Origin of the sequence: Mesorhizobium sp. NZP2077, from assembly GCF_013170805.1 — a bacterium.
Taxonomy (GTDB): Bacteria; Pseudomonadota; Alphaproteobacteria; order Rhizobiales; family Rhizobiaceae; genus Mesorhizobium.
The window spans coordinates 5,937,404-5,958,988 of sequence record NZ_CP051293.1 but is presented as its reverse complement, the minus strand read 5'-3'; the positions used below and the strand labels follow the sequence as shown (position 1 = coordinate 5,958,988).

The 21,585-nt window shown below is 62.0% G+C and carries 19 protein-coding genes; 6 read left to right on the top strand and 13 right to left on the bottom strand.

Going from position 1 to position 21,585, the window contains the following annotated elements; all coding sequences use genetic code 11:
• Positions 1–2: 2 nt before the first annotated feature.
• The 13 genes from nirD to HGP13_RS29620 form a co-directional block, all read right to left on the bottom strand.
• On the bottom strand, positions 3–332 hold the full coding sequence (nirD, locus tag HGP13_RS29680) for a nitrite reductase small subunit NirD (RefSeq protein ID WP_172232484.1): 330 nt from the start codon (positions 330–332) through the stop codon (positions 3–5).
• A 66-nt stretch (positions 333–398) separates the two neighbouring features.
• Entirely contained in the window at positions 399–2,849 is a 2,451-nt protein-coding gene (gene nirB, locus HGP13_RS29675) for a nitrite reductase large subunit NirB (protein WP_172232481.1), read from the bottom strand.
• A 4-nt stretch (positions 2,850–2,853) separates the two neighbouring features.
• Positions 2,854–3,651, bottom strand: a complete 798-nt coding sequence (locus HGP13_RS29670; protein ID WP_172232479.1) for an ABC transporter ATP-binding protein — start codon at positions 3,649–3,651, stop codon at positions 2,854–2,856.
• A gap of 10 nt (positions 3,652–3,661) precedes the next feature.
• Positions 3,662–4,552 (bottom strand): nitrate ABC transporter permease, encoded by an 891-nt coding sequence (gene ntrB, locus HGP13_RS29665; RefSeq protein WP_172232476.1) that lies wholly within the window; start codon positions 4,550–4,552, stop codon positions 3,662–3,664.
• A 59-nt stretch (positions 4,553–4,611) separates the two neighbouring features.
• Positions 4,612–5,940: a CmpA/NrtA family ABC transporter substrate-binding protein gene (locus tag HGP13_RS29660; RefSeq protein WP_246707155.1), complete on the bottom strand. Its 1,329-nt coding sequence runs from the start codon at positions 5,938–5,940 to the stop codon at positions 4,612–4,614.
• A gap of 327 nt (positions 5,941–6,267) precedes the next feature.
• Positions 6,268–7,506 carry a CmpA/NrtA family ABC transporter substrate-binding protein gene (locus tag HGP13_RS29655; RefSeq protein ID WP_172234896.1) on the bottom strand — a complete coding sequence of 413 codons (1,239 nt, stop codon included), beginning with the start codon at positions 7,504–7,506 and terminating at the stop codon, positions 6,268–6,270.
• 2 nt (positions 7,507–7,508) lie between these two features.
• The gene (locus HGP13_RS29650) at positions 7,509–8,111 is read right to left on the bottom strand and encodes an ANTAR domain-containing response regulator (protein ID WP_027045429.1); all 603 of its coding nucleotides are present in this window, start codon (positions 8,109–8,111) and stop codon (positions 7,509–7,511) included.
• 383 nt (positions 8,112–8,494) lie between these two features.
• The gene (locus HGP13_RS29645) at positions 8,495–9,244 is read right to left on the bottom strand and encodes a ribonuclease activity regulator RraA (protein WP_172232473.1); all 750 of its coding nucleotides are present in this window, start codon (positions 9,242–9,244) and stop codon (positions 8,495–8,497) included.
• A gap of 23 nt (positions 9,245–9,267) precedes the next feature.
• Positions 9,268–10,431, bottom strand: a complete 1,164-nt coding sequence (locus HGP13_RS29640) for a mandelate racemase/muconate lactonizing enzyme family protein (RefSeq protein WP_172232470.1) — start codon at positions 10,429–10,431, stop codon at positions 9,268–9,270.
• 33 nt (positions 10,432–10,464) lie between these two features.
• Entirely contained in the window at positions 10,465–11,562 is a 1,098-nt protein-coding gene (locus HGP13_RS29635) for an ABC transporter ATP-binding protein (RefSeq protein ID WP_172232467.1), read from the bottom strand.
• Between the two features lie 10 nt (positions 11,563–11,572).
• Positions 11,573–12,463 (bottom strand): carbohydrate ABC transporter permease, encoded by an 891-nt coding sequence (locus HGP13_RS29630; RefSeq protein ID WP_172232464.1) that lies wholly within the window; start codon positions 12,461–12,463, stop codon positions 11,573–11,575.
• Positions 12,460–13,419: a sugar ABC transporter permease gene (locus tag HGP13_RS29625; protein WP_172232461.1), complete on the bottom strand. Its 960-nt coding sequence runs from the start codon at positions 13,417–13,419 to the stop codon at positions 12,460–12,462. Before HGP13_RS29625 ends, HGP13_RS29630 begins: the two co-directional genes overlap by 4 nt.
• Positions 13,420–13,504: 85 nt before the next feature.
• On the bottom strand, positions 13,505–14,983 hold the full coding sequence (locus HGP13_RS29620) for a sugar ABC transporter substrate-binding protein (RefSeq protein WP_172232458.1): 1,479 nt from the start codon (positions 14,981–14,983) through the stop codon (positions 13,505–13,507).
• Between the two features lie 212 nt (positions 14,984–15,195).
• On the opposite strand from HGP13_RS29620, the gene HGP13_RS29615 reads away from it, so the two are divergent.
• The 6 genes from HGP13_RS29615 to HGP13_RS29590 all read left to right on the top strand — a co-directional run bounded on the left by HGP13_RS29615 (position 15,196) and on the right by HGP13_RS29590 (position 21,557).
• A complete protein-coding gene (locus HGP13_RS29615; RefSeq protein ID WP_172232455.1) occupies positions 15,196–15,906 on the top strand; it encodes a GntR family transcriptional regulator in 711 nt (236 codons plus the stop codon).
• A 52-nt stretch (positions 15,907–15,958) separates the two neighbouring features.
• A complete protein-coding gene (locus HGP13_RS29610; RefSeq protein WP_172232452.1) occupies positions 15,959–17,125 on the top strand; it encodes a mandelate racemase/muconate lactonizing enzyme family protein in 1,167 nt (388 codons plus the stop codon).
• 67 nt (positions 17,126–17,192) lie between these two features.
• Entirely contained in the window at positions 17,193–18,551 is a 1,359-nt protein-coding gene (locus HGP13_RS29605; RefSeq protein WP_172232449.1) for a mandelate racemase/muconate lactonizing enzyme family protein, read from the top strand.
• A gap of 212 nt (positions 18,552–18,763) precedes the next feature.
• The gene (locus HGP13_RS29600) at positions 18,764–19,090 is read left to right on the top strand and encodes an NIPSNAP family protein (protein ID WP_172232446.1); all 327 of its coding nucleotides are present in this window, start codon (positions 18,764–18,766) and stop codon (positions 19,088–19,090) included.
• Between the two features lie 8 nt (positions 19,091–19,098).
• Positions 19,099–20,298, top strand: coding sequence for a mandelate racemase/muconate lactonizing enzyme family protein (locus tag HGP13_RS29595; RefSeq protein WP_172232443.1), 1,200 nt, complete (start codon positions 19,099–19,101; stop codon positions 20,296–20,298).
• A 257-nt stretch (positions 20,299–20,555) separates the two neighbouring features.
• Positions 20,556–21,557, top strand: coding sequence for an SMP-30/gluconolactonase/LRE family protein (locus tag HGP13_RS29590; protein WP_172232440.1), 1,002 nt, complete (start codon positions 20,556–20,558; stop codon positions 21,555–21,557).
• Positions 21,558–21,585 lie beyond the last annotated feature (28 nt).

Sequence of the window (21,585 nt, the reverse complement as noted above, 5' to 3'; positions counted from 1 at the left end):
GTTCAGGCGGCGCGGCTGGCCAGCGCTTCCAGCGCCAGGAACAGGTGCTCGCCCTCGACCTTGACCGGGACGGTGCGCACCGCGCCCTCGTCGGCACCAAGCGCCTTGCCTGTCTCGAGCGAGATGACCCAATTGTGTAGGGGACAGGTCACCGCCGTACCGTGCACGATGCCCTGGCTGAGCGGGCCGCCCTTGTGCGGGCAGTGATCGTCGATGGCGTAGACCTGATCGTCCTGAGTGCGGAAGACCGCGACCTTGCCTTCCGGCGTGGCGACGCAGCGCGCGCCACGGCGCGGGATGTCAGACAGGGAGCCAATGGCGATCCAGTTCATGTGCTCCACCCTTCTTTGAGCGTGTTCTTGTCCGAAAACCGGCTTCCACTTTTCGGGAACACGCGACTACTCCGCCGCCTGCGCGAAGCCGACCGAAGCCATTGGCCGGAACTCGTGCTTGTCCTTGCCGGACACGCGTTCCGACCATGGGTCGACCTGGGCGAATTTCTGGCTGAAGACGAAGCGCTCGTAATAGGCCTTGCGCTTGGCATCGTCGTCCATGATCTGGCGCTTGATCTCCGGGATGCCGATGCGTTTGGCCCATTTGTAGATGCGCTCGAGATAGCGGCCCTGCTCGCGGTACATCTGCGTCAGCGCCACGATATGTTCGAGCGCATCGTCCTCGGTCTTGACCATGCCGAGCACTTCGGTGCCCTTGATGTCGAGGCCGGCGGCGCCGGCGAAGTGGATCTCGTAGCCACTGTCGACGCAGATGACACCGACATCCTTGCAGGTCGCTTCGGCGCAGTTGCGCGGGCAGCCCGACACCGCCATCTTGACCTTGGCCGGGGTCCACGAGCCCCACATGAATTTCTCGATGCGGATGCCGAGACCCGTCGAATCCTGCGTGCCGAAGCGGCACCAGTCGGAGCCGACGCAGGTCTTCACCGTGCGCAGGCCCTTGGCATAGGCATGGCCGGAGACAAAGCCGGCCTGGCCGAGATCGGCCCACACCGCCGGCAGGTCCTCCTTGCGGATGCCCAGCATATCGATGCGCTGGCCGCCGGTGACTTTCACCATCGGGATCTCGAACTTGTCGACGACATCGGCGATGGCGCGCAGTTCGGCGGCATTGGTCACCCCGCCCCACATGCGCGGCACCACCGAATAGGTGCCGTCCTTCTGGATGTTGGCGTGGACGCGCTCGTTGATGAAGCGCGACTGGTAGTCGTCGGCATAGTCGTCCGGCCAGTCGCAGACGAGGTAGTAGTTGAGCGCCGGCCGGCATTTGGCGCAGCCGCAGGAGGTCGTCCATTCCAGTTCCTGCATGACGGCGGGAATGGTCTTCAGACGCTTGGCGATGATCAGCCGGCGCACCTCGTCATGGCCGAGCGTGGTGCAGCCGCACATCGGTTGCACGGCGGCCGGGTTGTACTTGTCGCCGATGGTCAGCACCATAAGCTTCTCGACCAGCCCGGTGCAGGAGCCGCAGGAGGCCGACGCCTTGGTGTGCGCCCTGACATCGTCGAGCGAGGTCAGTCCCTTGCCCGTGATCGCACCTGTGATCTTGCCCTTGCAGACGCCGTTGCAGCCGCAGATTTCCGCATCATCCGGCAAGGCTGCAACGGCCGCCATAGGGTCCAGCGGGGCACCCCCCTGGTAGGACTGGCCGAAGATCAACGTATCGCGCATTTGCGAAATGTCGGTCTGCTTCTTCTTGAGATCGCTGAACCAGGCGCCGTCCGCCGTCTCGCCATAAAGCACGGTGCCGATGATGCGGTCGTCCTTGAGCACCAGGCGCTTGTAGACCCCGGCCGCGGCGTCGCGCAGCACGATCTCCTGGCGGTCCTCGCCCTCGGCGAAGTCGCCGAGCGAGAACAGGTCGATGCCGGTGACCTTGAGCTTGGTCGGCGTGTCCATGTGGACGAAGGCGGCCGTCTCGTTGCCGGCAAGCTGGTAGGCGACGACGCGGGCCATCTCGTAGAGCGGTGCCACCAGCCCATAGACCATGCCGTTGACCTCGGCGCATTCGCCGAGCGCGTAGATGTCGGGATCGTTGCTGCGCATGCCGGCATCGACGACGATGCCTCTGTTGACGGCGATGCCCGCTTCTTTGGCCAGCGCCGAATTCGGCCTGATGCCGACGGCCATGACCACCAGCGTCGCTGGAATGATGGTGCCGTCGGCAAGTTCCACCTGCTCGACCTTGCCGTTGCCCGTGATCGCCTGCGTGTTGGCCTTGGTGATGACCTTGATGCCGCGTTGTTCGACGGCGCGCTGCAGCAGATAGCCGGCGGCAGGATCGAGCTGGCGCTCCATCAGCGTAGGCATGACATGCAGTACGGTGACGTCCATGCCTTGCGCGTTGAGGCCGGCAGCCGCCTCCAGTCCCAGCAGGCCGCCGCCGATGACCACGGCCTTGGCCCTGGACTGGGCAGCCAGCATCATGGCCTGGACGTCGTCGAGATCGCGATAGGTGAGCACGCCCGGCAGATTGTGGCCAGGCACCGGGATGATAAACGGCACCGAGCCGGTGGCGATGACGAGCTTGTCGTAAGGCTCGATGACGCCGTGATCGGAGGTGACGGTCTTCGCCGCCCGGTCGATGGCTGTTATCTTGTGGCCCTTGTAGAGGGTGATGTTGTTGGCGATGTACCAGCCGTCGCCGTGGATGATGATTTCCTCATAGGCCTTTTCGCCCGACAGGACCGGCGACAGCATGATACGGTCGTAATTGACCCGCGGCTCGGCGTTGAAGATGGTGACGGCGTAGCGGCCCGGCGCCTGTTCCAGGAGGTGCTCCAGCATGCGCCCGGGGGCCATGCCGTTGCCGATGATGACGAGTTTTTCGGTCATTGGTCTACTCCGCGGCTTCGACGAAGCGGTGGCGTTCGTAGAGGAACTTCAGCACCGCCTCGCGGCAACGCAGGAAGGTGCGGTCGGAGGAGAGCTCGACGCGCCGGCGCGGCCGCGCCAGCGGCACGGCAAGCACTTCGCCGATGGTCGCCGCCGGACCGTTGGTCATCATGACGATGCGATCGGACAAAAGCACCGCCTCGTCGACATCATGGGTGATCATGATGGTCGTCGAGCCAAGCCTGGAATGGATGTCCATTACCGCGTCCTGCAGATGGGCGCGGGTCAGCGCATCGAGCGCGCCGAACGGCTCGTCGAGCAGCAGGATCTTCGGCTCCATGGCGAGCGCCCGGGCGATGCCGACGCGCTGCTTCATGCCGCCCGAAATCTCGGCTGGGCGCTTGTCCCTGGCATGCGCCATTTGCACAAGGTCGAGATTGCGCATGATCCAGTCATGCCGCTCGGCCCTGGTCTTGGAACGGCCGAAGACTTTCGACACCGCAAGGTTGATGTTTTCATAGACGGTCAGCCATGGCAGCAGCGAGTGGTTCTGGAACACCACGGCACGCTCGGGTCCGGGGCTGTCGACTTCCTTGTCCTCGAGCAGCACGGCGCCGGCGGACACATTGGTCAGGCCGGCGATCAGGTTGAGCAAGGTCGACTTGCCGCAGCCAGAGTGACCGATGATGGAGACGAATTCGCCCTTGTCGATGGTCAGCCTGATATCCCTCAGAACCTCACTGACCTGGCCGCCACGGGCGAAGGATTTGTCGATATGGTCGAGTTTCAGATAGGCCGTCATGGCGCTTTCCTCACTTTGCCGTTGTGCCGCGGGTGACGAAGACGCCGACCGCCGCGACCAGCCGGTCGAGGCAGAAGCCGGTGACGCCGATATAGGCGAGCGCGACGATGATGTCGGGCAGCCGCGACGAGTTCCACGCGTCCCAGATGAAGAAGCCGATGCCGACGCCGCCCGTCAGCATTTCGGCGGCGACGATGGCGAGCCAGGACAGGCCGATGCCGATGCGCAGGCCCGTGAAGATGTAGGGCGCTGCGGCCGGCACCATGATCTTGACGAAGAACTCGAACGGGTTGAGGCGCAGGATGCGGGCGACGTTGCGGTAATCCTGCGGGATGTTGCGCACGCCAACGGCGGTGTTGATGATGATCGGCCAGATCGAGGTTATGAAGATGACGAACAGCGCCGACGGGCTGGAATCGCGGAACGCCGCCAGCGACAACGGCAGCCAGGCGAGCGGCGGCACGGTGCGCAGGATCTGGAACACCGGATCGAGGCCGCGCATCGCCCAGATCGACTGGCCGACCAGTGCGCCGAGCGCCACGCCGACGATCGCCGCCAGGCCAAAGCCGATGGCGACGCGTTGCAGCGAGATCAGCACCCGCCAAGCCAGGCCGATATCCTGCGGGCCGTTGTTGAAGAACGGATGCGCGATCAGATCGTAGGCCTCGTTCCACACCTGGCTTGGCGGCGGCAGGCTCGATGTGGGCGACGAGCAGGCGACCTGCCAGACGACGAGCATGAGGGCGATGACGATGATCGGCGGCACCAGCGTGCTCGCCAGTTTGCCGGCGATTGCCATAGGCTCGAAGCGGCGCCGCGCCTTGGCGGTGAAGGCGATCACCTCGGCCGGTTTGGCGGGGAATGCCTTCACCTTGGTATCCTCGATAGCCTGGATCGACATGTCTGGGAAAAACTCCGTGGGGCACTGGTGAGAAGCGGCTGTGAAGCCGCTTGCGCCGGTTATGCCGATGCCTTGATCTTCAGGCTGTCGAGATAGGCGGACGGGTTGGCCGGATCGAAGACCTTGCCGTCGAAGAAGGTCTCGACGCCGCGCGACGATGATGCCGGAATGTCGGCGGCGGCCACGCCGAGATCCTTGGCCGCCTCGCGCCACAGATCCTCGCGGTTGACCTGATCGACCAGCGCTTTGATGTCGGTGGTCGGCGCGAATTTGCCCCAGCGGATGTTTTCAGCGAGGAACCAACTGTCGTGGCTCTTGAACGGGTAGGAGACGCCGCCCTTCCAGAACTTCATGTAGAGGTCGGTGCCAGAGGCGACGCGGCCGTTGCCATAATTGATGTCGCCCTTGAGGCGGCCGATGATGTCGGCGACGGGCACGTTCATCCATTGCCGCTTGCCGATGATGGCGGCCATCTCGTCCTTGTTCTCCTTGGCCTCGCACCATTGCTGGGCTTCCATGACGGCCATCAGGATCGCCTTGGTGGCGTTCGGGTTCTTCTCGATGAACTCGGCGCGCAGGCCGAGCGCCTTTTCCGGATGGCCCTTCCACAACTCGCCCGTGGTTGCGGCGGTGAAGCCGACGCCCTGGTGGACGAGCTGCTCGTTCCACGGCTCGCCGACGCAGAAGACGTCCATGTTGCCGACCTTCATGTTGGCCACCATCTGCGGCGGCGGCACGACGATGGTCGAGACGTCCTTGTCGGGATCGATGCCGCCGGCGGCCAGCCAGTAGCGCAGCCAGAGGTCGTGCGTGCCGCCCGGGAAGGTCATGGCGGCCTTGATTTCCTTGCCGGCCGCCTTCTTGGCGGCGAAGGCATCCTTCAGCTTCGAGGCATCAAGGCCGACACCGGTGCCGGCATATTCCTGCGCGACCGAAATGCCCTGGCAGTCGTAGTTGAGCCGCGCCACGATCGCCATCGGCATCGGCTGGTTGTTCTGCGTCACCTTGCCGGTGTGCATGAGGTAAGGCAGCGGCGTCAGGATATGGGCGCCGTCGATACCGTTGGCCGCACCGCCAAGCATCAGATTGTCGCGCGTCGCGCCCCAGGATGCCTGCTTGAGCACCTCGACATCGGGCATGCCGAATTTTGCGAACAGCCCTTTCTCCTTGGCAATCATAAGCGGGGCGGCATCGGTCAGCGCAATGAAGCCGAGCTTGGCGCCGGTGACTTCCGGAGCGGCGGTGGCGGCATAGGCGCCGGAGGGGAAAAGCTTGCGGGCCGCCACGAACAGGCCTGCCGTCATGGCGCTGCTGACCAGAAAATCGCGACGCGTCACATCCTTGAGGGATGTTCCCGTTCCGATCCAATTCTTCATCGTCTTCTTCATCGTCGTCTCCGGTTGAACGCGATTCCAAAACAAAAAAGCCGCCGGCCAGGTCTTCGCGCCCGAGAGACCGGGAGCGCGTCTTGACCTGAGCGGCAGCTTTGCCTGTGGCGCCCGTCATTGGACGCCTGTTCCGTGACCCGTGAAGGGCCTGATTATTTCGAAGCAGGAACCATGCCAGTTTGCTGAGAAGCGAAAAACATCAATGAAAGCAGCGATGTGTGTCTATCGACGACATGCCGGGCACTATAGTGAGCAGGCCAAAGATTGTTCACTAGAGCCGACGCACGCACAATTTTTGTGCAATGCACAAGAATGGCGCGGAAATGATCAGGCTTCCGCGTGGGCCGATTTCTGGCACGCGATGTAGGCGTCGATCTCGTCTGGATCGAAGATCTGGCCGTCGAAGAAACCGTCGGGACCAAGCACCAGGCCGGCCCCGGTCGCGCCGACCGCGGTGGCGATCTTGAGCGCGCCCTCAACCTTCGCATTGGCGCCGGGAAGCGCCACGCCGAGCGGCTTCAGCGCCGAGCGGTAGAGGTCAGGCCGATAGCATTCGCGCGCTATGGCGAGGTTCTCAGGCGTGTGCGCGACATGACCCCAGCGCACCATCTGCGTGTAGAACCACAGCGCATGGCTCTTCCACGGAAAATTCGCCGCCTTGTCGAAAGGTAGGAAGAAGTCGTCGATCTCCAGCTCCGCCCCGCCGCCCAATCGGAGATGGCCGGTCAGGATCGGCATCTGCACCGCGGGCGGCAAACCGAGGAAGCCGGGCTGCGCCATCACAACTGCCAATTCTGCGTGGTTGGCTGGATCCTGGCACCAGCGTGCCGAATGATGCAGCGCGCGCAGCAATGCCGCCAGAGCCTCGGGGTTCTCGTCCGCCCAGGCCTTGCGCACGCCGATCACCTTCTCCGGGCTGTTCTTCCACAACAGTGCCTTGACGGTGACGATATGGCCGGTGCCGGCGGCGACCGCAGCGCTGTTCCAGGGTTCACCAACGCAGTAGCCGTCGATGCGCCCAGTGGCCAGCGCGTCGGCCATGAAGGGCGGTGGCACGATGACGATCTCGATTTCGCGGTCGGGATCGATACCGCAGGCGGCGAGCCAGTAGCGCAGTTCGTAATTGTGCCCGGAATGCGGATGCACGACGGCAAAGCGAAGCGGCTCGCCACCGGTTGCAGCGCGCTCGCGAATGAGCGCATGAAGTGCTGCCCCGGCACGCGCCGGATCGAGATCGGCTTCACCGCCATGCGCCGCCATGCCGTCCCACACCGCGTTGGAGATGGTGACGCAATTGCCGCCGAGCCCGAGCGAGAACGGCACGATGGTTTCGGAAGCGAGCGGCGTCAGCCCGAGATTGCAGGCGAGCGGCATCGGTCCCAGCATATGCGCGAGATCGAAGTGGCCGATGGCGATGCGATCGCGGATGTTGGCCCAGGACGTCTCGCGGTGCAGCGTCAGCTCAATGCCTTCGCGTGCGGCGAAGCCCAACTCGCTTGCGGCCACCAGCACGGCGCTGTCGAAAAGCGGCATGAAGCCGGCGGTGATCTGGTGCTCGGCGCCCATGCTCATTCGTCCTCCGCCGGTCCGAGCAGCCCGGCGGCAGTCACCAGGCTCTGGGCGATATCGCTGATCTTGCGGTTCTGGTTCATCGCGGTCTTGCGCAGCAGCGTGTAGGCCGCCTCTTCGGAGAGGCCGCGCGACTTCATAAGAATGCCCTTGGCGCGATCGATCACCTTGCGGCTCTCGAGCTCGCTGCGCGCCTCTTCCAGTTCACGCGCCATGCGTGAGAAGGCATTGAAGCGGCTGACCGCCATGTCGAGGATCGGCTTGACGCGCTCTTGCCTGAGCCCGTCGACGACATAGGCGGACACGCCGGCATCGACCGCCGCCTCGATCGAGGCCTGGTCGGAGCGGTCGACGAACATGGCGATCGGACGCTTCACGGCGCGCGACAGCTGGAACATGTTTTCGAGCATGTCGCGGTTGGGATTTTCGAGATCGATGACGATGACGTCAGGCTCGATTTCGGCGATCCGTCGCGCAATGCCGGTCACGTCATGGATGACCGTGACCCGCTGATGGCCGGCCTCGCGCAGGCCGGCCTCGATGATCGAGGCGCGGATGCGATTTTCATCGATCACCAGGACGGCTAGGGAGGATCGGACCATGCCTGCATTGTGACCAAGCGAAGGAATTGTGCAATGCGGGATGATCAATTCGCCGGCGTCACAGCAGATTGCTTCCCTCGCTCGACACGAAGGTGCCCTATGGTCAGGTCTCGACAACACTGGCCCTTGACTAAATGTCGGCTCTTGAAGATCTGCCGCCGGAAGCTGCCAGTCCGCTCACCGCCTCACAGGTGCCTGTCGGCTATGCGCCTATGTCGGCCGTCCACACTGAAGTTGCCCTTTCTTGAAAGCGGACACTGCTGACGTTAACGCTTGACGCTGCCGCGCCGCAAAGCTGAACGCCCGGTGGTGAAACTCGACCCCACCTTCGGCGTTGACGCACACCGCCATAAGGTCTGCCGCCCGTCGCAGCTGACCTTGCGTTAGCTTGGGCGCTCCACGCGTCTCGCATTGCGCCATTCCTCGTATTCCCCGCGGGCGTCGTCATGCAGCGGATAGTAGCGTTGCAACGACGCGCCCTGCATAAGCTTCTCTCGCGAGAACTCTTCCCAATCGTGATGCATCTTCGCGTCTTCGATTACCTTCGAGGCCATTGCGACTGGAAGCACCACCACCCCGTCATCGTCGGCGATAATGATGTCGCCGGGGAGAACCGTGACGCCGCCGCAGGCAATCGGAACGTTGACGGCGTTAGGATAGATGCTGGTTTGCACATGGTAGTTGGGCGTCCAGCCGCGCAGCCATAGCGGTAGATCGAGCTTTTCGACATTGGGTCGGTCGCGCATGCACCCATCGATGACGATGCCCGCGCCGCCTCTGCCCTTGAAATAGGTCGACATCATATCGCCGAAGACGCCCGAGCTCATGTCGCCGCGCGCGTCCACCACGACCACGTCGCCCTCCTGGGCGTGGTAGAGCACGTGCCGATGCAGTTGCGTCTCCGGATCGGCATATTCTCCCTCGCTGAAGAGGTCCGGCCGCTGCGGCAGGAACTGCAGCGTCAGCGCCGGCCCGACGATCGACTTCCCGTGGTTCTGCGCCACCGGACCGACCATGTGCGGATTGCGGAAGCCCATGTGGCCGAGCGTGCCGGCTACCGTCGCGGCGCCGATCTCTCGTAATGCGTCGATCAGGTCCTTGGGCGGCCGCGTGATGTCGGGAGTATGTGTCATTGTCGACTCCGGTTGAAATTGAACTACCAGTTCGTGACAGAACCATCGCGGCGCTTGAGGTGAGGCGCTTCCCAGAAACGGAAGCTCTCCGCCTGGATCGCCTCCTCATTGACCTCGACGCCCAGGCCAGGCAGGTCGCTGACCGGATAATCGGGACCATCGAGCCGTGGTTGCACTGGGAAGAACTCGGAATTGTCGAAGCCCAACTTTCTTTCGGGAACCCTGGTCTCGAGCCACGCGAAGTTCGGCACCGCGGCGGCCAGATGAATGGTCGCGGCCGTGCACACTGGTCCCAGGGGATTGTGCGGCATCAGGTCCACATAGTGGGCCTCGCTCCAGCCAGCGACCTTCATCGCCTCGGTGAGCCCCCCGACATTGCAGACATCGAGCCGATTGAACTGATGGATGCCGCGCTCGATGTAGGGCAAGAACTGCCACTTGCTGGCAAATTCCTCGCCGATGGCAAAAGGAATCTCGGTCATCGTGCGCAGGGATTCGTAGGCCTCCGGTGTCTCGTCGCGTATCGGTTCCTCGAGGAAATCAAGCACGCCACGGCCGAGCTTGTTGCAGAAGCTCGCCGCCTCTGCCACCGACAGCCGATGGTGATAGTCGATGCCGAGGACGACGTCGTCGCCCAGCGCCTCGCGCGCCTTGTTCAGCATTCTCGCGGTCGCGCCTATCGACTCGCGCGGCTCGAAGATGTCCCTGCTGCTTTGCCCGACGGGGAAGAAGCGGATTGCCTGCCACCTCAGTGCGTGCAGTTCGCGGGCTCGTTCGATGGCAGCATCGCCTTCTGCCTCGTCTCCTGTCGAGGCGAAGGTGGGGATGCGGTCGCGCTGCTTGCCGCCCAGCAACTCGTAGACCGGCACTCCGAGCGCCTTGCCCTTGATGTCGTGAAGGGCGATGTCGATGGCCGAAATAGCCGCCAGCAGAACACGCCCGCCCTCGAAGTACTGGCTGCGATAGAGCTCCTGCCAGATTCGCCCGATCTGCATGGGGTTACGGCCAATCAGAAACTCGCGATAATGCTCGACCGCGCCGGCCACGGCCCTCTCGCGACCGCTCAAGCCGCTCTCTCCCCAGCCGAAGACGCCCTGGTCGGTCTCGACCTTGACGAGCATCTGATTGCGCGTTCCCACCCACGCAGGATAGGGATTGATCGCGGTGATTTTAAGCTTCGTAGTCATGCACGCCCACGTTCCACACGCTTCGGCTCTGTCTCAGTTGACCTTGAGAGCCATCTCTGTTTCGCCGTCGAACAGATGCATCCGCTCCTGGTCGAATTCGAGCCAGATCTGTTCGTCAGGTGCAACGGCGACGCTGGGGGGCACGCTGATGTTGACGACGGCGCCGGACAGCAACGCCTGCACGAAGGTGACGTCTCCGGTCGGCTCCACCGTGTAGGCCTTGGCAGGGACGCTGCCTGGCACCGCACTCTTGTGCAGCTTGATCGTCGAGTGACGCGCGCCGAGCACCACTTTCTTGGTCTTTGCCGTCGCGACCTTCTGGGCGTTGTGCGGCGAAAGCTCGAGGTGCCAGCCCTCCGCGCCGGTCAACATAGTGTTGCCGCTTGCCGTCGATGCCTGCAGAGGAACAAGGCTCATTGCAGGGCTGCCGACGAAGCTGGCGACGAACATGTTCACCGGATGGGCAAACACCTGCGCCGGTGAATCGTATTGCTGCAGATAGCCGCCGTTCATCACCGCCATCCTGTCGGCCATGGTCACGGCTTCGAGCTGGTCGTGTGTTACGTATATGATTGTCGCCTTCAGGTCCTGGTGGAATCGCTTGATCTCTGACCGCATCTGCACCCGCAGCTTTGCGTCGAGATTGGAGAGCGGCTCGTCCATCAGGAACACCGCTGGGTCTCGGACAAGGGCGCGCCCCAGGGCCACACGCTGCTGTTGTCCGCCTGAGAGTTCACGAGGCTTGCGCTCAAGGAGTTCGGTCATGTCGAGTACGCGTGCAGCGTCCCTAACCTTCTTGTCGATCTCTTCCCTGGGCAGTTTGCGCATCTGCAGTGGGAACGCCAGGTTATTGTAGACCGATTTCTGCGGATAGAGCGCGTAGTTCTGGAACACCATTGCGATGTCCCGGTCCTTGGGATCGAGGTCGTTGACCACCCGGTCGCCAATGACGATCTCGCCCGATGTAGTCGGGATCAGCCCGGCGACGAGATTGAGGGTCGTTGTCTTGCCGCAGCCGGAAGGTCCGACGAGTGCTACGAACTCGCCATCATTGACCGTCAGCGAAACTTCGTTGACGGCTTTGAAGCTGCCGTAGGTCTTGACGAGATCATTGAGGACCACGTGGGCCATCGGCAACTCCCTAGTGCTTGACCGCGCCTTCTGTAAGGGCGCGTACGAAGTATTGTTGCAGGACGAGGAACAGCACCACGACGGGGACGCTCATCATGAAGCTGGCCGCCATCAGGCCCGGAAAGTCCGTCGTATTTTCCGAAAAGAAACGTTGGATGCCGACCGGCAAGGTCAACTGTTCGTTCTTGGACAGGAAGGTGTAGGCGTAGATGTACTCGTTCCACGCGCCGATGAAGGAATAGATCGCGGTGGCGATGATCCCTGGCGTCGAAAGCGGCATCACGATCAGGAGGAAGGCCTGGAACCGCGTTGCGCCATCGATGCGCGCCGCCTGCTCGAGCTGCACCGGGATGTTGTCGTAGAAGCCCTTGAGCAGCCAGATCGCCAGCGGCAGGCCGAAGGTGAGGTAGGTGAGGATCAGCGAACCATGCGTGTTCACCAGCCCGATCGCCCGCATTAGGATGAACAGCGGCACGAGAAAGATCACCGCCGGGAACATATTGCGCAGCAGCACGGCGAAGAACAGGAAATTCCGGCCCGGGAAAGTGAAACGCGAAAACGCGTAGGCTGCAGGAACGGCCACGACCACCGAAAGGATTGTCGTGGCCGTCGCCACGAAAAGGCTGTTCCAGAAAAAGCGGAGGAAGTCCTGGCCTACGCTGTTCTGCGGGTCGAGCAGCTTCTGGTAGCTGGCGAGGGTCGGCTCGTCGGGCCACCATTGCGGCGGGAATTGCATCGCCGCGAACCCGGACTTGATCGAGGTGATCAGCATCCAGATCATCGGCAATGCGGTGTAGAGCAGCATGAACACGAGGAAGATGCGCCCGGCCCACCGCCATCCGTCGACGCGCATGCGGCTCCGGGTCTGACCTCGAGGGGCAGTCTCGACAATCATGCTCATGCGCGCCCCTCTTTCCGATCATTTCCGGCCAGCGCACGGACGTAGAAGTAGCCCAGCACCATCAGCATGAGAAACAGGAGCACCGAATAGGCCGACGCGACGCCCCAGCGCTGCCGGCCGAAGGCGAGCTCATAGATGTGCGTGATCCAGATATGCGACGCGTTCGACGGCCCGCCGCCGGTCATGATCCACGGGATGATGAAGGAATTGAAGTTGGCGACAGCGAGCAGCAGGATCGTCACCGTCGAGACGTTGCTCAAGTGCGGGAAGGTGACGTGCCAGAAGCGCTGCCATGCACTGGCCCCATCGACTTTTGCGGCGCTCAGCAACTGCTCGGGGACCGTCTGCAGGCCGGCCATCATCATGATCATGGCAAAGGGAAACTCGCGCCAGATATTGACGACGATCAGGGATGGCAGCACCGTAGAGACGTTGTCGATGAAATTCGGCGGCCGGTCGGCCAATCCGAGGCCGACCAGCACCGCCCCGATGATCCCAAAGTCGGAATGATAGATCCACTTCCAGATATAGGAGGCGGCAACCGCGCTGATGACCCAGGGAACGATCAGGATAGCGCGCAAGACACCGCGGCCGACAAAGTCGCGGTGGAGCGCCAACGCGGCACCAAACCCCAGTACAAAGGAAAAGAACGTGGATCCCAGTGTCCAGACAAGCGTGTTCCAGGTAACTTTCCAGAATACGTCGCTGGTGAGGATGGTCGTGTAGTTGTCGAAGCCGATGAAGGTCTTGTCGCGTAGCTGCAGGCCAGGCGGCGTCTTGAAGAACGACAGCTCCACCGTGTAGTAGATCGGATAGGCTATGACGATGAGCATCACGGCAATCGCGGGGAGCACGTACGCGTAGTCGGCGCGATGCTGCCAGACCTGCCGCAGCAAGCCGGACCTATCGGGTTGCAATCTTGGGCGAGCCTCTTTCTTGCCGGTCACGATCGTCACTGTGGCGTGCCCTTGTTCTTCGGAACGAACCGGCTGCACTTGCTATCAGGCGCAGCCGGCCAGGTCAGTCGCAGGTCGGCTCGGCCTAGAGCCCGCCCATCAGGTCCTTTACCTTCTTGGCGGCGTCGTCGGCGGCCTGATCGACCGTCATCGCTCCGGTCAGGGCGTTCTGCAGCATATCGGGGACAATGATGTTCATGATCTCGGGGGACTGCGGCAGCGCGGGGAACGGGATGCCGTATGGCAGCATCGAGGTTGTGACGTCGAGGAACTTGATGTTGTCCAGACGTTCCTTCATCCATTTGGTCTTGAAGCCGTTGAGATTGCCTGGGTTGGAGCCGGCGTAAGCCATCTTCAGCGACCATTCAGGGCTCGCCCACATGCAGGCGATAGCCTTCGCAGCCGGCTCGTCCACCTTGCCGCCCTCGACATATTCAGGCTTCAGGATGTGGATGTTCGAGCCGCCGAACACGACAGCGCGCTTGCCGTCGGGCCCAGTCGGAATCAAGCCGTAACGCATGTTGTCGATGACGGTCTGCGCCTTCTCCTTGTCGGCGCCCGTCGCCTTCTTCTGCAGGTCGAGCATGACGTTGTAGTCGGACGGGTGCGAGATCATCATGCCGAGCTGGCCGGCGACGAACAGAGGCTGGTTGTCGGCCTGCTGGTTGGTGAGCGCCGAAACCGGAACCGACTTGTCGCGGACATACATGTCGTAGGAGGCTTGCAGTGCCGCCTTGCTCTGCGGGCTGTCGAGTTTGACATCACTGTAGGTCGGGTTCGCAGTGGCTTCGTCGAAGACGCCGCCACCATAGGCCCATAGCTGCGGCATGAAGCGGTACGGCGTGTTGCCGGCATTCTTGCGAGCCACGAGGCCGTAACCGGCAATGCCGAGCTTGTCATGGATCTGCTTGGAATACTTGACGACGTCGTCCCAGGTAGCCGGAGCCTTGTCCGGATCGATGCCTGCACGCTTGAAGATGTCGGCGTTCCAGATGAACGCCATCGTCTCGTTGTTGGTGGGAATGCCGTAGGTCACCCCTTCCCAAGTTACGGCCTTCATGGCGCCGGGCCAGAAATCCTCGGTCGGATAGCCCACATCTTCCGGCTTGAGCGGCTGCAGATAGCCCTTCGAGGCAAACTCGGTACCACCCAGGATTTGCAGGCGGACCGCCATCGGCGCGGCATTGCCCAGCAGCGCGGTGCGGAACTTGTCGAGAAGGTCGTTATAGGTAAGCGCCTGATCGTCGAGCTGGATGTTCGGATAGGTCTTGCGGAAGGTCTCGAAGAAATCCTTGTAGTATTGGCGCAGGAGGTCGGGGTCGCCCTCGAACACGCCCTGATACCAGAATGTCAGTCGCCCCTTGTAGTCGAGCGGGGTGACCTTGGCGCAATCCGCCGCCGTATCAAAATCCTGTGTTCCCGCGATGGAGCGCACATAGTCCGGCGACCACTTGCTCAGGTCGACCGGCGGCGCACCAAGCGCCGAAGCAGACATCAGCGATACCATTAGTGCAGTGGAGACAGTGCCGCGCAGGACGGCACCGCCGAGTATAATCCTCGTCATAGGTATCCTCCAGGTTCTCTCCCATGCCGCTCAGCATCGAGGCAGGCGGTCATTGTTCGTTCGATCGCGGGACGTCCTCTCTCTATGTATCCTGTCGATCATTTCATACGTTTTCAGATCAGGGATTGGCTGTCAACGCGATAAATCGTACATTGTTTATGGAAACCGTGCGTGATATCGACCAAAGTGTGTATTGATTGGGGGAGCCGGCTTTGGCCGAAACAAGCGATTTCAAAGCTGAACCACCGGAGGGGATTGACCCCATAGGCGCCTCGAGCGAGGGCGCCTCGCTTTATCAACTGATCCGGGAAGACATCATCGAGGGACGGCTCGCAGCCAACGAACGGCTTGTGGTCACCGATCTCGCCCGGCGTCATGGCACCTCGACCAACCCGGTGCGCGAAGCGTTGCAGCTGTTGCGCGGGGAGGGCTTTGTCACTTTCGTGGCCAATCGCGGGGCGCGCGTGCGCCCCATAGATCAGGATTTTGTCCGCGACATCTACGAGATCGGTGTCCTGATCGAGCCGGCCCTGACGCGATGGTTCGTGAATATGGCGACCAGCGAGGACATCGCCGAACTCGAACGTATCCAGGGCCTGATCGAGGAGAACAACTTCGCCGACACAATCCGGCACAGTGAACTGGATACCGCCTTCCACACGGTGATGTACCAGCGCCACTATAATCGCCATGCAGCCGAGCTTTGGTGGAAGCATCGCGAAGTGCTGCGAGCCGTGAGCCGGCGTTTCAATTTTACGCTCGCGCGGCGGGCCGCCATCCTGCGTGAGCACCGCGAGCTCATAGCGCACATAAAAGCGGGAAATGCCGACGAGGCGGGCGAACTCATTTCCCGCCATGTCGAAGGTTCGGGCCGGCACGTTCTCGAACAGATGCGTGCGCGCAACGCCGCTCGAGCCGGATAGGAGATCCGGTCAGGACAAAGTCACCTGTTGATTTCAGACAAAGGTAGTCGAGATGAAAATCACAAGCGTTCGGCCGTGGCTGATCAACTCCGCTGCATCCTATTGGGGAGAATTCCTGTTCGTCGAAGTGACGACCGACGAAGGGCTGAGTGGCTGGGGAGAGATCACCACCACAACGAAGCTCGCCAATAGGGCCCTGTGCACGATCCTGCGGCAGATCGGTATCGCTTTGACCGGCGAGGATCCAGCTCGCATCGAGCATCTCTGGCACAAGATTTTCCGCAGCTTCACCTACATGGGCAGCCGCGGCGCCGCAGTCGAATGCGTGAGCGCCATCGACATCGCACTCTGGGACATCAGGGGCAAAGTTCTAGGCAAGCCGATTTACGAGCTGCTGGGCGGACCGGTGCGCGATGAGATCGCGCTCTACACCCATCCCAACCAGCGCAAGTTTACCAGCAAGGAGGCTGTGGTCCGCGAAATCCGAGACATTGTCGAGTCCGGCCATACTGGGCTCAAATTCGACCCTTTCCCTCACCAGGGCCGCGCCGCCGATGGCTTGTCCCGCGAACAGCGGGACGGCTACCTCGATGGCAGCATGACGCGCAAGGACGAGCGCGAGGCTGCCGAACTGACGGCGCTGATCCGCGAAACTGCAGGCCCCGATGTCGACATCCTCATCGATGCGCATGGCCGCTTCGACGTTCCCACCGCCATCCGCCTCTGTCGCAGCCTCGAGGAAGCCGGCCAGATCGATTGGTTCGAGGAGCCCTGTCCGCCCGAGAGCCTCAACGCCCTCAAGCAGGTGCGTGAGAAGGTCAGTGCCGCCATCTCGTGGGGCGAGCGCGGCCACACCAAGTGGGATTTCGTGCCGGTGCTGGAGAACAAGCTCGCCGACTACATCATGCCGGATGTCACCTGGACCGGCGGCATTACCGAGCTCAAGAAGATTTCCGCCCTGTGCGAAGCCTACTACATCCCGGTCTCGCCACATGATGCCGCTGGGCCGATCAACGTGGTTGCCGGCGCGCAGGTGATGATGACCGTTCCCAACTTCTACAAGCTCGAAACCTCGGAGTGGAACCTGGCAAAATACGATCACCTTATCGACACACCGCTCGACGTTTCGAACGGCAGCCTCAAGCTGACGTCGAAGCCTGGTCTCGGTGTCGAGATGGACCGAGACTACCTGCAGGCCCACGAGATAGAACTGGTCTAGCATCGCTCCCTGCCGGCCCAGCGTGCGGGCGACAAGCCCCGCCGACCAGTACGAGTACGAGGACAGCATGCCAAAGACCATTGTAGCCCACGATGCCCTCAATCGGGTGAACACGAACTCCAGGCCGTCCGAACTGTGCATCACCGACATGCGGGTAGCCGAAATCGTCGGCGCGCCGTTTACCTCGGCGCTTGTCAAGATCTACACCAACCAGGGCATTGTCGGGCTTGGCGAAGTGCGCGACGGCGCCAGCGCCACTTATGCGCTGATGCTCAAGAGCCGGTTGCTGGGCGAGAATCCCTGCAACATCGACCGGCTGTTTCGCCGCATCAAGCAATTTGGTGGTCATGGGCGGCAGGGTGGCGGTGTCTCGGCAATCGAGATCGCCCTCTGGGATCTCGCCGGCAAGGCCTATGGCGTGCCGATCTACCAGATGCTCGGGGGACGGTTCCGCGACAAGGTGCGTGTCTATTGCGACACCGACGCCGACAAGCCCAGCGGCACTGAGACCGGCAAGCGGCTCAAGGCGCGGATGGATCTCGGTTTCACGTTCCTCAAGATGGATCTCGGGCTGGCGCAGATATCGCACATCCCGGGCGCGGTGGTCGCGCCCGCTGGTGTGCTCGATGGTTTCCGCATCAGTGCCAGCCGTTGCCCGGCGCGCACACTGGACGAGCGTCGGGCGCGCAACGCCGCCTATGACGCGCAGAACGTGCCGCATCCCTTCACCGGCCTCCATTTCACCGAAAAGGGCCTCGACCTGCTCGATGAATATATCCACGAGGTCCGGGAGGTGATCGGTTACGAGATCCCGCTCGCCATCGATCATGTCGGCCACATCTCGCTGCAGGATGGCATCCGTCTCGCCCGGCGGATAGAGAAATACGCACCAGCCTGGCTCGAGGATGTCATTCCCTGGCAGTACACCGAGCAGTATCGCCAGCTGCAGCAGGCGACCTCCGTGCCGATCTGCACCGGTGAGGACATCTACCTCAAGGAAGGCTTCGAGCCGCTACTCAAGGCCGGCATCTCGGTCATCCATCCGGACTTGCTCACCTCCGGTGGCATCCTCGAGACCAAGAAGATCGGCGACGCGGCGCAGGACCATGGCGTTGCCATGGCCATTCACATGGCGGAAAGCCCGATCGCGGCAATGGCCGCCGCGCATGTCGCGGTGGCCACGGAAAACTTCATGGCACTCGAATATCACAGCGTCGAAGTGGACTGGTGGGACGATATCGTCACGGGCTTGCCCAAGCCGCTGGTCAAGGATGGCTTCATCGCCGTGTCGGACAAGCCGGGCCTCGGCATCGACGACGTGGTCGACGAAGTCATCAGCCAGCACCTGCAACCCGGTGTCACCGGCGTGTGGCAGCCGACCGATCATTGGGATGACGAATATTCCTGGGATCGGATATGGAGTTGAGTTTCGTGCCCAAAAACCCCCACTCTCATGGCCTCCACAAAAGGGTGAGGAACGACTGATCCAATCCCCGCTGTATCACCCGTCGTCTCGCTCCACTCAGTGGGAAAGGATCATAAGCGGGGTGAGGCCAAGCACACACAATGGGGGACGAGCCCCCTCAACCGGCGCGACGCGCCTGCCCCTCTGCAGGGGAGAGGCGACAAGGAGAAGACATGATCTACGAACTGAGAGTCTACGAGTGCCTGCCTGGGCGGCTACCGGCGCTGTTCAAGCGCTTTAACGACCACACCCTGGCTCTGTGGGACAAGCACGGCATTCGCCAGGCCGGGTTCTTCACCACGATGGTGGGCGAAAGCAGCAATCGCCTCACCTACTTCATCGCCTGGGAATCGCTGGCTGAGCGCGAAGTGAAGTGGAAGGCCTTTGTCACTGATCCAGCCTGGCTCAAAGTGCGCGACGAGTCTGAAAGCGATGGGCCAATCCTTGCCAATATCACCAACCAATTGTTGGCTCCGACCGCCTTCTCATCGGTGAAATAGGTAATCCCATGAAAATCACCGATCTCCGCTGTGCCGTTATCGGCAAGCACCCCATAGTTCGAGTCGTCACCGACGAGGGCCTGCACGGCCTGGGCGAAGTCGAATACACCAAGCCCTACCTCAAACCCTGGGTGCTGCATTTTCGCGACGCCCTGATCGGCGAGGACCCGACTGACGTCGAGCGCGTGATGCTGAAGATCCGCCAGCGCGGCTCTTTCAAGCCCAATGGCGCGGCGGTAAGCGCCATCGAGCACGCCTTGTGGGATATCGCCGGGAAAGCAGCGGGCGTTCCGGTCTACAAATTGCTCGGCGGCAAGGTGCGCGACAAGGTGCGCGTCTACAACGGCTCGATCCGCCGGAAACGCACGGGCGACCGGCCGGAGGATTACGCCGCTGATGTCAAATGGATGATGGAGCGGCCAGAAGGCTTCTTCATGGTCAAACAAGGCATCTCATTCCATTCCAACATGAAGGACACCGTCGAGGGCTTTCACTACGGCGTGACACAGAACAAGGCCGGGTATCACGGTGCCATGGACCAGGGCGTGATCAGCGAGCGCGGTTTCAATCACATGCTCGACTGCGTGATCGCCATGAAGGAAGTCCTGGGCGACAAGGTCAGCCTGGCGCTCGACTGCGGCCCGGGCTGGATGCTGCCCGATGCGATCAAATTCGCACGCGCGGTCGAGAAGTACAATTTGATGTGGCTCGAGGACATGCTGACCGGCGACTATGTGCCGTGGGTCAATCCCCAGGCCTATCGGGAGCTGACCACCTCCACCTCGACGCCAATCCATACCGGCGAGCAGATCTACCTGCGGCACAATTTCAAGGAACTGATCGAGACGCAGGCGGTGCGCGTCATCGGCCCCGATCCTGCCGATGTCGGTGGCATTGCCGAGCTCAAATGGATCACCGAGCACGCCTATATGCACTCGATCCTGATGGCGCCGCACGGCACCGCCAACGGCCTGCTCGGCCTCGGCGCGCTGATCAATGTCTGTGCCACCTTGCCCGCCAATTACATCGCCTTCGAATACCCGAGCGCCTCCGATCCATGGTGGAAGGATCTCGTAGTCGGCCTACCCAAGCAGATTGTGAAGGACAGCATGGTGGACCTGCTGGAAGCGCCGGGGCTGGGTCTCGATATCGATGCTGAAGCAGCCAGGAAATATCTCAGGGAAGAGGATGCGGGCTTCTTCGATTGAAACTTCCTCCACCCTGTTTGACGCGGACCGTTGTTCAAATTGGTGCCGGAATGACACGCTTCGGGTCATGCATGAGGCAGCGGTGCGTCTCAACGTCCACTTCGGATCATTTGTATCTTAAAGCTGTCGGCCCCCAAGCTGCCGGGCTGCAAGGCGCCTCGTGGAGGCGATTCCCGCACCACCGTCCGGCTTCTTGAAGCGGACATCGCTGGCGCCGACGCTCATGTCGACTTCGCGCCCCAAGCGGCCATGCATCGATGCCTGCAATCGCCGCACAATGTATTCAACGAATGCGTAGACGGCTGGATTATACCCGACAAATCTTGATAGGCTGCCGGTCTGGAGATCGCACCATGAAGGAGGTTGAAAAGCTCGCAGTCGAGGTTGTCGCGACTGGCCTCGGCTGGCCCGAGGGTCCGACTATGCTCTCTGATGGGCGCGTTGTCATCGTCGAAAGCTATCGCAGCCAGCTGACCGCCATCGATCGTGAAGGAACTGCTCGGCAGTTCGCGTATGTTGCGGGAGCGCCGAATGCATGCGTTCTCGGTTCGGATGGCCTGCTCTATGTCTGTCAGAATGGTGGCACGACCGGACCTTGGCGGGCCGCGGAGATGACAACGCCATCGATCCAGCGAGTTGCCGAAGGCGGAAAGCCGGAAGTCCTGCTGACCGAAGTTGCGGGCATTCGGCTCAATGGTCCAAACGATCTCGTATTTGCTGCTGATGGCCGGCTTATCTTCAGTGATCCCGGCACATACAACCCGGGGAACCCGGACCCCAGCTACATCTTTGCCGTCAAACCCGATGGCAGTGCGTACCTTGCTCTTGGCTTCGACGAGCCGACCTTCCCGAATGGAGTAGCGATCGAGGCCGACGGCTCGATCGTTTGGGGCGAGTCCTATACAGGCCGCGTCAAGCGGCAGCGCCCGGATGGCAGCGTCGAAGACCTTGGCCGCTTGCCTGGGGCCAATCCGATCCCGGACGGGCTGAAGGTCGGAGCCGATGGCCGCCTTTATGTCACAGATATTGCCGCCAACGGCATTCATGTGCTGAAGCCCGACGGCACAGCGGAAGGTTTCTTCGTCTGCGGCAAGGCAACGACCAACTGCGTCTTCTCGGGCGAGATGCTTTGGGTGACAAATGCCGGCGCGTTGGCGACGGGCAGCGCTCCCTCCTTCGAGGGCACGCTCTGCTGTGTGCGTGTTCCGGGGGGCGGAGGACCGACGCACCACGGTCGCATCTGCGGTAAGAAACCGTGAGTAGCTCCTCGACTGTCTCGAACGCAGA

Bases quoted from the DNA above. Each gene is read 5' to 3' on its own strand.
- nirD (WP_172232484.1), bottom strand. From the start codon at position 332: ATGAACTGGATCGCCATTGGCTCCCTGTCTGACATCCCGCGCCGTGGC.
- nirB (WP_172232481.1), bottom strand. From the start codon at position 2,849: ATGACCGAAAAACTCGTCATCATCGGCAACGGCATGGCCCCCGGGCGC.
- HGP13_RS29670 (WP_172232479.1), bottom strand. From the start codon at position 3,651: ATGACGGCCTATCTGAAACTCGACCATATCGACAAATCCTTCGCCCGT.
- ntrB (WP_172232476.1), bottom strand. From the start codon at position 4,552: ATGTCGATCCAGGCTATCGAGGATACCAAGGTGAAGGCATTCCCCGCC.
- HGP13_RS29660 (WP_246707155.1), bottom strand. From the start codon at position 5,940: ATGAAGAAGACGATGAAGAATTGGATCGGAACGGGAACATCCCTCAAG.
- HGP13_RS29655 (WP_172234896.1), bottom strand. From the start codon at position 7,506: ATGGGCGCCGAGCACCAGATCACCGCCGGCTTCATGCCGCTTTTCGAC.
- HGP13_RS29650 (WP_027045429.1), bottom strand. From the start codon at position 8,111: ATGGTCCGATCCTCCCTAGCCGTCCTGGTGATCGATGAAAATCGCATC.
- HGP13_RS29645 (WP_172232473.1), bottom strand. From the start codon at position 9,244: ATGACACATACTCCCGACATCACGCGGCCGCCCAAGGACCTGATCGAC.
- HGP13_RS29640 (WP_172232470.1), bottom strand. From the start codon at position 10,431: ATGACTACGAAGCTTAAAATCACCGCGATCAATCCCTATCCTGCGTGG.
- HGP13_RS29635 (WP_172232467.1), bottom strand. From the start codon at position 11,562: ATGGCCCACGTGGTCCTCAATGATCTCGTCAAGACCTACGGCAGCTTC.
- HGP13_RS29630 (WP_172232464.1), bottom strand. From the start codon at position 12,463: ATGAGCATGATTGTCGAGACTGCCCCTCGAGGTCAGACCCGGAGCCGC.
- HGP13_RS29620 (WP_172232458.1), bottom strand. From the start codon at position 14,983: ATGACGAGGATTATACTCGGCGGTGCCGTCCTGCGCGGCACTGTCTCC.
- HGP13_RS29610 (WP_172232452.1), top strand. From the start codon at position 15,959: ATGAAAATCACAAGCGTTCGGCCGTGGCTGATCAACTCCGCTGCATCC.
- HGP13_RS29605 (WP_172232449.1), top strand. From the start codon at position 17,193: ATGCCAAAGACCATTGTAGCCCACGATGCCCTCAATCGGGTGAACACG.
- HGP13_RS29600 (WP_172232446.1), top strand. From the start codon at position 18,764: ATGATCTACGAACTGAGAGTCTACGAGTGCCTGCCTGGGCGGCTACCG.
- HGP13_RS29595 (WP_172232443.1), top strand. From the start codon at position 19,099: ATGAAAATCACCGATCTCCGCTGTGCCGTTATCGGCAAGCACCCCATA.
- HGP13_RS29590 (WP_172232440.1), top strand. From the start codon at position 20,556: ATGCCTGCAATCGCCGCACAATGTATTCAACGAATGCGTAGACGGCTG.